Genomic DNA, 14,269 nt, shown 5'->3' on the forward strand with positions numbered 1-14,269 from the left:
GAGGACGTCACAGCTGAGCGGAGTGAGGATCGCCACGTGTGGCCGTTTCTTTGCGTGCACGTAGGGTTCAGCTGGAAGATTTTTTGCCGCGGCATCGCACCCGCACAGGCCGGACAGCCCGGGTGATATCGGTCGCACTTTGATCCGTAACTTACGGTTCCGTAGGTACCATGCCGCGCATGACTGCGTCCGTCCCCGACGCGCCCACGGACTCGCCGACAGCCGGCCGCGGTCCCGTCGCGCTCTCCTTGCCCCACCAGGTCAAGCCGAAGCTCCGCGGCTGGCTGCACCTCGGGATGTTCCCGGTCGTGCTCGTCGCGGGCCTGATCCTCACCGCCCTCGCGGACTCACCCCGGGGGCGAATCGCCTGCGGCATCTACGTTCTGACGGCGTGCCTGCTCTTCGGGGTCAGCGCGCTCTACCACCGCGGCAACTGGAGCCCGCGCATGGACGGCGTCCTGCGCCGGCTCGACCACGCCAACATCTTCCTGATCATCGCGGGCACCTACACCCCCCTGACACTGCTGCTCCTGCCGGGCGCGAAGGGGCGGTGGCTGCTGTGGGGCATCTGGGGCGCCGCGGCGGCCGGCATCGCCTTCCGGGTCTTCTGGGTCGGCGCCCCGCGCTGGCTCTACACCCCCTGCTATATCGCGATGGGCTGGGCGGCCGTCTTCTTCCTCCCCGACTTCATGCGCACCGGCGGGATCGCCGTCCTGGTGCTCGTCATCGTCGGCGGAGTGCTGTACAGCGCCGGCGGCGTGGTCTACGGGATCAAGCGGCCGAACCCGTCACCGCGCTGGTTCGGCTTCCACGAGGTCTTCCACTCCTTCACCCTCGCGGCGTTCGTCGTGCACTACGTGGGGATCTCCCTGGTGGCGTACCAGCACACGTAGCGCTCCACTCCCCTGCCCCCTGGCCACGGCTCACAAGCCGTGGCCATTTTTCGTATGTCGCGAGAAGCTCCTCATTGATAGTGTCAATATTTTGATAGCTACTCTCATTTCATGGCCACTGTCACTGATACCGAAGACGTGCGGCGCGATCCCCGCCGCTGGTGGGCCCTCGGTGCCCTGGTCGCGAGCATGCTGGTGCTCGGATTCGACATGACGATCCTCAACGTGGCGCTGCCGACCATGGCCCGGGACCTCGGCGGGGGTCTCTCCCGGAGGAGAACCCCGACATGGTCCCGGCACCGGAGGATGCCCGACAATGACGACCATGGCCGCCACCGCACACCGCAGGACTCCCGCCGCCGAACCCCGTCTGGGGCTGCGCGAGCGGAAGAAGATCAAGACTCGTATGGCGATCCGCAAGGCGACGTACCGGCTGGTCCAGGAGCAGGGATACGACGCGACCACCATCGAGCAGATCGCGGAGGCGGCCGAGGTCTCCCCCTCCACGGTGTTCCGGTACTTCCCCACCAAGGAGGACATCGTCGTCACCGACGAGTACGACCCGATCCTGGAGGAGGAACTGCGGGCCCGGCCCGCCGACGAACCGCTGCTTCAGTCGCTGCGGTACGTGGTGCGCAGCGCCGTCGAACGCAGCATGTCGGGCGAGTACGAGACGCCCGAGGAGATGCGGCTGCGCGGCCGTCTGATGGTCGAGGTGCCCGCGGTCCGCTCCCGGATGACCGAGAGCATGTCCGTGACCGGCCGGATGATGTGCCGGGTGGTGGCCGAGCGTACCGGGCGGGACCCCGACGACCTGGAGGTGCGCGTGTACTGCATGAGCGTCGTCGGCGCGCTGATGGAGACCTCCCGCTACTGGGCCGAACACGGGCAGCAGGGCGACATCGGGGAGTACGTCGCCCGCACGCTCGACGTGCTGGAGCACGGTCTCGAGCGGCGGAAATCCTAGGCGTCGTGCGCCGTCCGCGTGCCATCCTGACCAGGTGAACGGACCCGAGATCCATATCGCGTTCGCCCCCGAGCTGGGGCTCTTCGTCCCGCACGGGCGACGGGGGCGGGCCACGAAGGTCGTCACCGACGGCGCCTCCACGCTCGGCCATGTCGTCGAGTCGCTGGGGGTGCCGCTGACCGAGGTCGGGGCGCTCGTCGTGGACGGCCTCGCCTCGTCCTCCTCCCATGTGCCCGCCGCCGGCGAGTCCATCGAGGTACGCCCCGTCGAGCGCCCCCAGCAGGTGCCCGGCGCCCCCCTCCGCTTTCTCCTGGACGTCCACCTCGGCACCCTGGCCCGCCGTCTGCGCCTGCTCGGCGTCGACGCGGCATACGAGTCCACGGACATCGGCGATCCGGCGCTCGCCGCCCGCTCGGCGGCCGAGCAGCGCGTGATGCTCAGCCGCGACCGGGGCCTGCTGCGCCGCCGCGAGCTGTGGGCGGGCGCGTTCGTGTACAGCACCCGGCCCGAGGACCAACTCCGCGACGTGCTCCACAGGTTCGCGCCCGAGCTGCGGCCGTGGACGCGGTGCACCGCCTGCAACGGCCTGCTCCGCGACGCCACGAAGGAAGAGGTCGCCGACCAGCTCGAACACGGCACACGACGGTCGTACGACGTCTTCGCCCAGTGCGGCGAGTGCGGCCGCGCCTACTGGAAGGGCGCGCACCACGAACAGCTCGAGGCCATCGTGGAACGCGCCCTGACCGAGTTCCGGAGCCGGGCCCAGTAGTGCTTCGTCCGGTCCTCTGATCTTGTCTTGCCTGGTCGGCTACGTGTTGGCGGTATGAGGCCCGGGGAGGTGGGACGACGTCGGCAGTGGACTTCGGCCCGCGGCCACCGCCTCGTCCGCCGCATGTGGCCGTGGTACCAGCCCACCTGCCTGAACCGGCGCGGTCCTGGCCGCGGTGGCCGAGGTGCACAGCGGGCGCAGGACGAACACCGCGGCGGCTACCAGCAGCGCGTCGCGCACGGCCAGTGTGACGACAGCGGACCAGGTGCTGTTGATGACGTTCCAGTAGGTGAACGGGTAGAGGACCAAGGTGAAACCGCACGCTGCGAGGATCATGCGGGCCGGAATCCGCAGCCCTGAGGTGCGCCAGCTGGTGCCGACGGCGACGAGTCCCACGGCCCAGATCATGAACTGAGGGCTGAAGACCCGGCTGGTGAAGATGCAGAGCAACACGGCGGCGAGACCCAGGACGGAGGGCGCGGCGCCTGTGAAGAAGCTCGCCGGAAGGCGCAACCTCAGCCACACCAGCCCGGCCAGACCCAGGACGTTCAGTACCAGGAGTGCGTGCGCCACAAGGTCTACGTACGGCCCCGTGAACTGCATCGCCCCATAGGACAGATTCACCTGTCCGGGCCAGCCGAAGTGGCGGGCAACATGGAAGGGCAGCGCGCCGAACGACTCGATCTGGAGACCACGGTCCCGCTGCCCGGAGAGGAAGGACCACGCCCCTGGCAGGACGGCGCCGAGCGCCAGGCAGAGACCGGCCGCGGCTCCCAGGGCCCGCTTCCACGCCGCACGCATGGCCCCTCCCGACCCGACCCCCAGCAGCACAAGCACCGGCCAGAGCTTCATGGTTGCCCCGACGCCGGCCAGGGCACCCCCGACTCGGGCACGGGTGGGCAGCCAGAGCAGAGCAGCCACACAGATGCCCGTGACCGTCATGTCCAGGCGTGCGTAGGGCATCGACCCGAGCAGCGGGATACCGATCGTCCAGACCCAGGCGCCCATCATGCTGCGCCCCTCTCGACGGCCGGTGCGCACCAGCGCGGCGAACACGGCGGCGTCGACCAGGAAGGCGGCCAGGAAGAAAGCGTGCTTGTAGGTGAGCACCGGCAGCAGCGCGGGCGCCAGGACCGCCAGGGACATGCCCGGGGGGTATTGCCAGGTCTCGTCGCCTACGGGGAAGCTCCCGGACTGAAAGACGTACAGCCACTGCCGGTAGATGGCAAGTTCGCCGTCGTTCCCGTCCACGACCGGCAGGGAGACCAGGCCGAAGACCAACATCAGCAGCAGCAGTCTGCTGATCCCCCACTCGAAGAGCGGTCCCGCTTGTCGTCCCCGGTCCCGTTGGTGGCCGATCATGAGATTCCTTTCCTTCGTGCCGCGCACCGCATGCACGTGAAGGCCCCTGCTCCGGACGAACGGCGTCGGATGTTTCAGACCAAAGGATGGCGAAAGAGCACGGGAACCCTAGGGGAGCCACCGCCTCGTAGCACGGGCGCCTGGCACGGCTGCGGCACTTTTCGCCCGTTCGGCGGGCTTGGCGCCGGGTTCCGGGTGCATGCGACGGGCGGGGAAAGCCAGTTGGCTTTCCCCGCCCGTCGCATGCGAGGTGAATCTTGCGGGCCCGTCGACGCCTAGCGCTTCTTCCTCACATCACCCTTCCCGCAGGCCACCCCGTCCTTGTTCGGATCGAGGCCCAGCGGGTCGTCCCTGCCGTTGACCTTCAGACGGCCGTAGTCGTTCGCCTTGAGCCAGGCGCAGCGCGCTGCCGTCGTCTTCTTCACCTCGGGTGGGAACACCGTCGGCACACACACGTTGGCCGAGCCGTAGTGCCGGTCGCAGCCGGAGATCGTCGTGCTGACCTTCTGCGAGGCACGCTTCTTGCCGGGGCTGACCGTCTTGCCCTCCAGGGAGTCGGCGAAGGAGTGCACGTGCGCCGAGGCGGTGCTCGCACTCAGGGCCGCCGGGCCCTGCAGGTGGACCCACTTCGCCACCGAGGGGACGCCGTTCGCGTCGACCGCGAAGAGCATGTACCAGCCGGGCGGGGCCAGGTTGGGGTTGCTCGTCACGTTCAGGTCGACGTTGTTGCCGTTCACCGACAGCGGCAGGTCCACGAACCGCTGGTTCGGGTCCGAGGAGTGGGTGACCGCCGCGGGACGGATCAACTCGGCCTTCGCGATGGGCCGGTCCACGGTGATGCGCTGCGTGGTGCCGTACGTCCACTCGTTCGTGATCAACGAGGTGATCGTCGGGCGGGTGCCCTTGAACAGGTACGGCGGCGAATAGATCGACACGTTGTGGTTCCATGTGCCGTTGCCCGGGTTGTCGCCGGTCGCCATGATGCGGCCGTCCGGCAGCAGGAACGCGGAGGAGTGGTAGCCGCGGGCCTCGGGGTCGGCGGTCACCGGGTCGAAGGTGGAGGTGTTCGGGTCGAAGATCGACGCCTCGTAGACGGGGTCGGCCCGGTTGTGCAGACCGCCGCCGGTCTCCAGGACCTTGCCGTCCGGCATGAGCACGGCGGAGACGTACATCTTGCCCTGGTTGCCGGTCTCGGCGACCTTTCCGTTGCCGAGGTCGACGGTGCCCTGCGGGATCTGCGGTCCCGCGACGTACTGCGGGTCGGCCTGCTTGAGGTCGATGATGTCCGTCAGCCGGTTCGCGTCCGGGTTGGAGTCGATGTTGCCGCCGCCGATCGTGAGGACCTTCTGGTCCTGGGCCGGAGGCAGCAGCACGCTCGCGGACTGGTCGCGTTCGTCCTTGTTCTGCAGGCCCGGGATCTGCGTGATCGTGTTGGCGTCGTAGTCGTAGATCGCCGAGCCGGTGCCCGGGATGTTGTTGCCGAAGACATGGCTGCCGGAGTAGAAGAGGCGGCCGTCCTGCATCAGGATCATCGACGGGTACAGACCCCAGTACGACCAGGTCTGGTTGACCTTCCACAGCGGCAGCCACTGCTGTTCGGCGTCTGACCAGTACTCGGTGGTCACCGAGCCCGTGGAGTCCTCGCGCAGCCCGCCGAAGGAGATCACGTCACCGTTGCCGAGCTCGGTCGCCGACGGATACCAGTGGCCGTCGTTCAGGTCGTTCGTCCTGGTGTACGTCTCGGTCGCCGGGTCGAAGATGTACGAGTCCTTGAACCCCTCGTAGCCGTGCCCGCCGGTGACCGGATACGCCTTGTTACCGCTCAGCACCAGCACACGCCCGTCCTGGAGCTGGATGTGCCCGGCGCAGAACATGTCCTTCGGAGTGGGGATCACCTTGTACGAGCCGTTCGAGGGGTCGTAGACCGCACTCGTGAACGTGCCCGCGTTGAAGTTCTCCTCGCTGTTGCCCGAGCCCGCGATCAGCAGCACCTTGCCGTTGTTGAGGACGACGGAGTGCATGGAGCGGACCGGGTTCTGGGTGGGAAGGACCGTCCAGCTTCCGTTCGCGCACTGGTCGGCAGTACCCGTGCACTGGGCGGGTGGCAACGGGTCGGCGACCTGCTCCATGGTGTAGTCGTCGGTGGTGACGGACCCGGTGCCGTACACCGACACTCCCCAGGTGATCAGGTCGGTGCCGTCCGGGACCGCCGGGGTGCGCACGCTCGCCCGGGCCCAGGCCGCGCTCATGTCGAGCGTCTTCAGGTCGGTCCAGTACTGCCAGCCCGCGGTCCTGTCGTGCCGGAAGAGGGTGACCGAGGTGTCCGGGGTCGTCGACTTGTACCAGAGGGACAGGTCGTACTGCTTGCCCGGAGTGACCACCGGAGCGCAGCTCGCGGACTCGGTGATGAGCGCCTTGCGGTCGCCGCTCACGCGGCGGGTCAGCTCGACCTTCATGGCCTTGCCGCCGGTGTGGGCGTCGCTGGTGGTGGTGAAGGTGAAGTCGTTGTCGCCCCAGCCGGACTTCTCCCAGCAGTACGGCATCCCGTCGGTTCCGGCGGTCTCGAAGCCGGGGTTCTTGACGAGGTTGGCGGCGGACGCGGGCTGCGGCGAGGTCAGGAGCAGGCCCGCCGTCAGGCCCGTCACGGCGAGCAGGGCGGTTCTGCGTCTACGGGATATGCGGAGTCTGCGGACGGTTCTCATACGGCTCTCCTTGCTGTGCGGCTCCCGCTCCCGGGGGTGCGGCCCCGGCGCGGCAGATAGACCAGCGCCTCGGTCCCCACGAAGCGCAGGACGAAGGTCATGACCAGCGCGAGCGCGGTCGCGGGCAGGACGCCCACGCCGAACGTGCCGACCAGCAGTGCGATGAGCGGGATGCGCAGCACCAGGTCCGCGTTGGCGAGGAGCGCGAACCGGCCCACCCGGTCCCACCAGCGGCGGTGCCGTCGCCGCTCGCGGAACAGCAGTTGTTCGATGAGCAGGAAGTTCCAGGCGACGCCGAGCTGGTTGGCGAGGATCTCCGCCGGCAGGTAGTGCACTCCGAGCCTGGTCAGCACCCACAGGCCGACCAGGTTCGGTACGAAACCGGTGGCGCCGATCAGCCCGAAGGCCACCATGCGCGCCACCGGCGAGGCGGTGCGCAGCCCGACCAGATGGCGCAGGAAGCGGAAGCCCTCCTGCGCGGTCGACTTGGACTCGCCGGCGAACCGGTCCTGGAAGACGAACGGCACTTCGGTGACCCGGCGCGGCCTGCTGCGCACGGCCAGTTCGAGGAGGATCTTGTAGCCGAGGGGCTGCAGGACCTCTGCGGTGACCGCGCTGCGGCGAATGGCGAAGAAGCCGCTCATCGGGTCGCTGATGCCACGCAGTCTGCGCGGGAACAGCGACTTGGTCAGCCAGGTCGCGCCGCGCGAGACGGCGATCCGGTAGCCGCCGGCCAGTCCGGCGCGGCTGCCGCCCTTGATGTAGCGGGAGGCGACGACGAGCCCGGCGTTCGTGCGCTCCCCGGTGCCGACCAACTCCGGTACCAGGGAGGGCGGATGCTGCAGATCGCCGTCCATGACGACGATCCAGTCGCAGCCGGCCGCCTTCATGCCCTCGACCACGGCCCCGCCGAGCCCGCCGACCGGCTCCTGCCGGTGCAGCACGGTGACCGGGAACGAGCAGTCCTGCGCCTCACGGAAGATCACGTCGCGGGTGTCGTCGGTGGAGTCGTCGACGAAGACGACCTCACAGGGCAGCCGCGACGGCACCGACTCGGTGATCCGGTGCAGCAGTTCGCGGATGTTCCCCGACTCGTTGAAGGTCGGTACGACGATGGTGACGGCACCCGGTTCGGGCACCTCATTTCGGCGCTCGGTTCCCCTCCGGGGCGCCTCGGCCGGTGTCGAGAGGGCGATCGTGCTCAACCCTTCGGGCCTGCGCGCGTTCTGCCTCTCGACACCGGCGCGCCCCTTCGGCTCACCAGCGGTGGCGGCCCGTACGGCCGGATCGCCCCGCTTGCCGGGGACGGTGGATTCATGGCTCATCGGTCGCCTCCCGCGGCCTGGTCGATCCTGCGGATCTCGATCCGGTCGGCGCCGGTACCGAAGGTGGCGACCGGCGTGGAGTGCTGAATGGCGGCCCTGACGTTCGGCAGGTCGACGGCGTCGCGCCGCACCGTGGGAGAGGCGACCACGTAGTCGAGGTCGCGCCAGCCGCGCGGCATCGTCTTGGTGACCGCGGGGTCGAGGTCGGCCTTGTAGAACCAGATGACGCCGAGCCCCGGCCGGTACCCGGCATGGACGAGGTCGAGCCAGAGCGCGTCGTCGACGAGAACCCTGGTGTCCTTCGGGTCCTTCACCTCGCCCGCGAGCCAGTGCGAGGCGGCCCGGTAGGGGGCGTTGGCGTCGGCGGTCACGGCGGTGCGGTCGCCGTCGTACCAGCGGGGCACGACGTAGGCCCCGGCGGCGGCCACGAGCAGCGCCGCCACGGCGTACCGCACCCAGGTGACGTACTGCTTCTCGGTACGACCGCGCCGGCGCCGAAGCACCGCGTGGGCCACGCTCGCGGCGGCGCCGGCCAGGACCAGGGCCAGGAACGGCAGGGCCTGGATGACGTACATCGCGGGCAGATAGCCGCTCGGCCGCATCGCGACCAGGGTCAGGATCACGACCGCGAGCGCGGGGCCGGCCAGTGCCCGTGCGGTGACCGACCAGCGCCAGGTGAGCAGGATCATCAGCGCTCCGGCGAGACCGCCGACGGGCAGGACCCGGTCGTAGTAGAGCCAGGAGTGCAGGACGCCGTAGGAGCCGGAGCCGGGGTCGAAGATGAAGCCGGAGCCGGCCCGGCTCATCTGGTACGTGATGCCGTCCCACAGGGAGACATGGCCCGACCCCGGCAGCAACTCGCCCTTGAGCAGGGCGAAGAGGGGATACGACAGCCCGATCAGCACGCACGCCGTGACCGCGCCGGTGAGCGCGAACTTACGGGTGTCGCGGTGGCTGTGGCGCCACATGGTGAGGAAGACGGCGGGGAGGACGACGAGCATCGTCTCTTTGGTGAGGACGCCCGCCGCCGCGGCGAGGCCCGCTCCGAAGTGGTGCCAGAGGTGGCGGCTCGGGGACGCGGCCAGGGTGAACGCGAGGAGCGTCCACATCACGGCGATGTTGTCGAGGAAGATCTCGCGCTGGAGCACCACCGACAGCGGGGAGAGCCCGAACAGCACCATGGCGAGTCCGGCGGCCCACAGCGGCAGCAGCAGTCGACGGGCGAGAACGTGGACGAGGACCGCGCTCACCGCGCTGACCAGCAGCATCGCGAACCGCATCGAGCCGACCGTCATCAGGTGGGGGTCGATGCGGGCGGGGATCCAGGTCAGCAGGGCTATCTGGACCCAGCCGAGCGGCGGGTGGTCGTACCAGTACGTGTAGTGGGCGAGCCCGTGGCCGTTCTGCACGGCCCACGCCTGGGCGAGGTAGGTGCCCTCGTCGTCGCTGAGGGTCGGGTAGGCGGCGATGTTCCAGCCCTGCACCGTGAGGACCGCCGCGAGGAGCAGCCCGCACAGGAGCAGATCGGGACGAGAGCCGCGGAAACGGAACACCAGTCGGGGAACGGGAACGGTTTCGGGGACACGTGTGCCCTGCGCGGGGACCTTCGTATCGGTCGCCGCGGGAAGAGTGGAGGTCACGCAGGAACGTCCTCTCGGGACTCGCGGATCACGCCGACCGCCGTGAGATGCGCGCCGACATGGCTGGTCAGCTCCCAGTCGTTGCGGCCGCGCTGCTCGCGCCAGACGGCACGGACGGCGGCGCCCGCGAGGAGCACCTGGTAGAAGGGGCCGCCCACGATGAGCTTGACGTAGTGGACGAGGCGGACGCGCAGTCCGTACTGCTTGCCGAAGTCGTGCAGTCCGACGGCCTCGAAGACGAAGGTGACCGCGGCGGTCACGAGCGGCAGGAAGGTGAGGAAGGCGACGCCGACCGGCACGTCCAGGAAGAGGGCGATCGCGGCGTTGAGCGGGATGATGACGCCGGAGAAGGCCTGCAGGAACGGCGTCATGAGCGTGTAGCGGGCGAGCAGCCGCTGCCCGAAGCCGGGGAGCTGCTTCCAGTCCTTCTTCCGGTAGACCTGCAGGAAGCCCTGGTTCCAGCGGGTGCGCTGCTTGAGCAGGGACATCAGCGAGCCGGGGGTCTCCTCCCGGGTCACCATGTCGGAGTCGTAGGCGACGACGACCTTCTTGCCGACGCTGGACAGCCGCACACCCAGATCGCAGTCCTCGGCAAGGCAGTTGGCGTCCCATCCGTCGGCTTCCCGCAGGACGTCGGTCCGGACGAAGACGGTGTTGCCGCCGAGCGGAATGAACCCCTTCTGCGCGTGCAGGTGCAGCCTGGAGCGGAACCAGAAGAAGTACTCCAGGCAGTTGCGCAGGCTGTACCAGCTGGAGTGGAAGTTGATGAGCTGGACCCCGCCCTGGACGACGTCGGCGCCCGTGGTGCGGAAGGCGTGGTCCACATGGGCGAGCAGCTCCGGGTGGACCTGGTCCTCGGCGTCGAAGACCCCGACGACGTCGCCGCGGCAGTGCGGCAGCGCCGTGTTCATGGCCTTCGGTTTGTTCTTCTTCTCGTGGTGGTCGACGACGACGCGGACGCGCTCGTCGCGGGCCGCGGCCCTCCGGGCGACCTCGGCGGTCTCCGGGTCGTCGTGCCCCACGATGACGATGATCTCGAAGTCGGCGTGGGTCGATTCCAGCAGCCGCTGGATGGTGTGGTCCAGCACGGCCTGTTCGTGTCTCGCCGGCAGCAGCAGCGAGAACGACAGATGATCGGCGCCGTCCGGGCTGCTGAACCGGGTGGAGGCGAGCACTTCGGGCGTGCGCCACGCGTGCATCTGCCACCACAGAGTGAAGGCCGCCATCCAGAACAAGGCCAGCGAAACGGCAGCGATGAAGACAGACGTCAGCAACAGATCCCCCCAGATCCCCAAAAACCCCCTGTCGCGACAGTGAGTCATACCTGTCGCGTCACCGTGGAGAGATTAGGAGGGAACTGTGAAGTCCGGGAGCTCTTCAGATAAATAGCTTGTTTCGGAACGAGCGGCCCTCTAGGGGGATCTATCCGAACACATGCTCATCTCCGGCAACTGGAACAGAACCTTCCAACGGACGTTTCAGCCGCTCAGCGCCCTGCGAAGCCGCTCCGGATCGGTGGTCGGGGCATCACAGGTGAAGTTACGGCAGACGTACGCCGTCGGTTCATCATTGACCAGAACTCGGTCAACAAGGAGCGGCAGTTCATCACTCTCCGGTGTGCCCACGGCCACCACCGCCCCCGGAGCGGTGCCCAGAAGTGCCGTGCGGTGCAAGCTCCTTGTGGCCGGGTCGTCGAGCGCCGGGCCGAGGACCGCGACCTCGCGTGGCCCGTCGAGGAGTGCCTCGGAGACGGCGAGCCCCCAACCGATGAAGCGGGGCACGCGCGGCCCGAGCGCCTTGACGACGCCCAACGCCCGCTCCACCGCGGTGCGATGGGGCTCCGAGCCGGTCTGCGCGGCGTACGCCAGGAGGGCGCCGGCGGCAGCGGTCCAGCCGGACGGGGCGGCGTTGTCGGTGGGGTCCTGGGGGCGGCGGATCAGCTTCTCCGCGTCGGCGGCGGTGTCGTACAACGCCCCGCTCTCGTCGGTGAACTGCGCGAGAACGTGGTCGAGCAGGAATCCGGCGAATTCCAGCCAAACCCCCTCGCCGGTGACGGAGGCGAGCGCGAGGAAGCCCTCGGCCACATCGGCGTAGTCCTCCAACACGCCCGCGTTGGCGCCGCTCCGACCGTCCTTCGACGTACGGGCGAGACGGGCATGCTCGTCCATGTGCAGCCGTACGAGGAGGTCGGCGGCACCGATCGCGGCCTCCACCAGGTCGGGGCGGTCGAAGTACGCGCCGGTCTCGGCGAGGGCGGCAATGGCGAGGCCGTTCCAGGCGGCGACCACCTTGTCGTCGCGCCCGGGGGCCGGGCGTCCCGATCGCTTCTCCAGGAGGCGGCGCCTGATCGCCTCCACCTTCTGCGCGTCGAACACACCCTCGTGGTGCGGAAGTTGGAGAACGGAACTGCCGTGCTCGAAGGTGCCCTCCTCGGTCACGCCGAAGTACTGGGCGGCGAGTTCGGCGTCCTCGTCCCCGAGAACCTCCCGGAGCTGTTGCGGCGTCCACACGTAGTACGCGCCCTCGACATGCCTGCCGGTCCCGTCGTCACTGTCGGCGTCGAACGCGGAGGCGAACCCGCCCTCGTCGGTACGCAGTTCACGCACCAGGAAGTCGGCGGTCTCGAGGGCCACCCGGCGGGCGAGCTCGGAGCCGGTGGCACGCCACAGGTGGGCGTACACGCGACACAGCAGGGCGTTGTCGTACAGCATCTTCTCGAAGTGCGGGACGACCCAGTCGCGGTCGACGGAGTAGCGGGCGAAGCCGCCGCCGAGCTGGTCGTAGATGCCGCCGCGGGCCATGCGCTCGCAGGTGTCCTGCGCCATCTGCAGGGCGCCCTCGGAGCCGGTGCGGGCGTGGTGGCGCAGCAGGAACTCCAGGACCATGGACGGCGGGAACTTGGGGGCACCGCCGAAGCCGCCGCGTTGCGGGTCGTACTCGCGGGTGAGGCCGAGGAGGGCCTGGGCGAGCTCCTCCCCCCCGGGGGTCCGCATGTCGCCGTACGTCAGCTCCCGTCCGGCGAGATCCCGCACGATCTTCCCGGCGACCTCCGCAACCTCGTCCCGGCGCTCGGCCCAGGCGTGGTGGACCCCTTCCAGCACCTGCCGGAAGGAGGGCATGCCGTGGCGGGGGGCGGGTGGGAAGTAGGTGCCGAAGTAGAAGGGCTCGGCGTCCGGGGTGAGGAACACGGTCATGGGCCAGCCGCCCTGGCCGGTGGCGGCCTGGACAGCCTCCATGTAGACGGCGTCCACGTCGGGGCGCTCTTCGCGGTCGACCTTGATGCTGACGAAGTGCTCGTTGAGGAAGTCGGCGGTGTCCTGATCCTCGAAGGACTCGTGCGCCATGACGTGACACCAGTGGCAGCTGCTGTAGCCGACGCTCAGCAGAACGGGCACATTCCGCTTCCGTGCCTCGTCGAAGACCCCGGCCGACCAGGGCCACCAGTCGACGGGGTTGTCGGCGTGCTGGAGCAGGTACGGGGACGTCTCATGGGCCAGTCGGTTCACTCCCCCACTCTCCCACGGTGTCGGGCACCGCGTAGAACCGCAGACTGACCTGGCGCGCCCCCTCGGGGGCGTCCTCGCGCGGGTGGCCGTACCGGTCGAGGAGCGCCTGGTACTCCCCTGCGAAGTCCAGCAGTTCCTCCCTGGTCATCCAGGTACCGGCCCGCATGACCTGGGCCCAGCCCTCCGGGCCGCGGTACTCCCTGTGGGCGCGGTGGAAGAGGTCGGTGTCCACGTCGATCTTCAGCAGGGCGAGATGCTCCGCGGCCGCGTACTCCTCGGGCGCCATCGTGGCCGGATCGGGCGTGGTGTGGCGGAAGGGCAGGGCGCGCCACCAGCGCTCGCGTCCACCCGACTTCTCCGGAACCTCCTCGATGAGACGCTGCTCGGCGAGCTTGCGCAGGTGGTAGCTGGTCGTGCCGGAGCTCTCGCCGAGCACCTTGGCCAGCACGGTCGAGTTCGCCTCCGTGTGAGTGCCCAGGTACTCGAGGATGCTGTGGCGCAACGGGTTGCCGAGGGACTTGTAGAGCGCGGTCCGCTCGATGCTGGTCAGTTCGGGCTCCTGCATGACACCACGGTAGCGCCGATTTCGCTCTGCAGAGTTATTTCTGCAGAATTTCCTTTGCAGAACTTCCTCTGCGGTGTCTAAGGTGGAGGGCATGCGAACGATCGAGATTCATGACCGGTCGGGCGCCGCCGCCGCGCGACGCTGGACCCTCGTGGTGCTGGGCGCGTCGGCCGTGGGCCTCGTGCCCTGGACGGTGCTTCTGGCCGGGACACTGCCGGCCAGCCCCGAGGTGCGGAACTGGCAGGTGGCGTGGGTAGGCCTGGACGTCCTCCTGGCGGCCGGCTGTGCCGCCACGGCGCTGCTCGGCTTCCGTGGCCTCGCCCACGCACGTCTCACCGCATCGGCCACGGCCGCGGTCGCGGTCCTGGACGCGTGGTTCGACATAACCACCTCGCCGTCGGGCGAGGCCCTGGCCCAGGCGGTGGTCTGCGCGGTGGCGGAGACGGCGCTGGCGGCGGCGTGTGTGTTCCTGGCTGTGTCGACGTGGCCGGCGACCGGCGGCCGTTGCGGATGAGCGTCTGTGATCGTCGGCCCCCTCGC

General features: G+C 69.1%; 11 protein-coding genes. 4 read left to right on the plus strand and 7 right to left on the minus strand.

What is annotated here, in order from left to right:
* The first annotated feature begins 179 nt into the window (after positions 1-179).
* The 3 genes from trhA to ACZ3TS_RS04790 all read left to right on the plus strand — a co-directional run bounded on the left by trhA (position 180) and on the right by ACZ3TS_RS04790 (position 2,629).
* A complete protein-coding gene (gene trhA, locus ACZ3TS_RS04780; protein ID WP_467613621.1) occupies positions 180-893 on the plus strand; it encodes a PAQR family membrane homeostasis protein TrhA in 714 nt (237 codons plus the stop codon).
* A 316-nt stretch (positions 894-1,209) separates the two neighbouring features.
* Positions 1,210-1,860: a TetR/AcrR family transcriptional regulator gene (locus tag ACZ3TS_RS04785; RefSeq protein ID WP_467613622.1), complete on the plus strand. Its 651-nt coding sequence runs from the start codon at positions 1,210-1,212 to the stop codon at positions 1,858-1,860.
* Between the two features lie 34 nt (positions 1,861-1,894).
* Entirely contained in the window at positions 1,895-2,629 is a 735-nt protein-coding gene (locus tag ACZ3TS_RS04790; RefSeq protein ID WP_467613623.1) for a Mut7-C RNAse domain-containing protein, read from the plus strand.
* Positions 2,630-2,668: 39 nt separating this feature from the next.
* Here ACZ3TS_RS04790 and ACZ3TS_RS04795 read toward each other — a convergent pair whose 3' ends face one another.
* From ACZ3TS_RS04795 to ACZ3TS_RS04825, 7 genes are all read right to left on the minus strand, one after another.
* Positions 2,669-3,991 (minus strand): glycosyltransferase 87 family protein, encoded by a 1,323-nt coding sequence (locus ACZ3TS_RS04795; protein WP_467613624.1) that lies wholly within the window; start codon positions 3,989-3,991, stop codon positions 2,669-2,671.
* A 275-nt stretch (positions 3,992-4,266) separates the two neighbouring features.
* On the minus strand, positions 4,267-6,693 hold the full coding sequence (locus tag ACZ3TS_RS04800) for a galactose oxidase-like domain-containing protein (RefSeq protein ID WP_467613625.1): 2,427 nt from the start codon (positions 6,691-6,693) through the stop codon (positions 4,267-4,269).
* The gene (locus ACZ3TS_RS04805) at positions 6,690-8,018 is read right to left on the minus strand and encodes a glycosyltransferase (RefSeq protein WP_467613626.1); all 1,329 of its coding nucleotides are present in this window, start codon (positions 8,016-8,018) and stop codon (positions 6,690-6,692) included. Before ACZ3TS_RS04805 ends, ACZ3TS_RS04800 begins: the two co-directional genes overlap by 4 nt.
* Positions 8,015-9,658 (minus strand): ArnT family glycosyltransferase, encoded by a 1,644-nt coding sequence (locus tag ACZ3TS_RS04810; RefSeq protein WP_467613627.1) that lies wholly within the window; start codon positions 9,656-9,658, stop codon positions 8,015-8,017. Before ACZ3TS_RS04810 ends, ACZ3TS_RS04805 begins: the two co-directional genes overlap by 4 nt.
* The gene (locus ACZ3TS_RS04815; protein ID WP_467613628.1) at positions 9,655-10,932 is read right to left on the minus strand and encodes a glycosyltransferase; all 1,278 of its coding nucleotides are present in this window, start codon (positions 10,930-10,932) and stop codon (positions 9,655-9,657) included. The genes ACZ3TS_RS04810 and ACZ3TS_RS04815 overlap by 4 nt, the downstream gene beginning before the upstream one ends.
* A 204-nt stretch (positions 10,933-11,136) precedes the next feature.
* Positions 11,137-13,164, minus strand: coding sequence for a thioredoxin domain-containing protein (locus ACZ3TS_RS04820; RefSeq protein ID WP_467613629.1), 2,028 nt, complete (start codon positions 13,162-13,164; stop codon positions 11,137-11,139).
* The gene (locus ACZ3TS_RS04825; protein ID WP_467613630.1) at positions 13,145-13,729 is read right to left on the minus strand and encodes a helix-turn-helix domain-containing protein; all 585 of its coding nucleotides are present in this window, start codon (positions 13,727-13,729) and stop codon (positions 13,145-13,147) included. The genes ACZ3TS_RS04820 and ACZ3TS_RS04825 overlap by 20 nt, the downstream gene beginning before the upstream one ends.
* Positions 13,730-13,820: 91 nt before the next feature.
* Between ACZ3TS_RS04825 and ACZ3TS_RS04830 the strand changes: the two genes are divergently transcribed.
* Positions 13,821-14,243 carry a hypothetical protein gene (locus ACZ3TS_RS04830; RefSeq protein WP_467613631.1) on the plus strand — a complete coding sequence of 141 codons (423 nt, stop codon included), beginning with the start codon at positions 13,821-13,823 and terminating at the stop codon, positions 14,241-14,243.
* The last annotated feature ends 26 nt before the right edge of the window (positions 14,244-14,269 follow it).

Source organism: Streptomyces sp. NPDC022910, assembly GCF_055561075.1.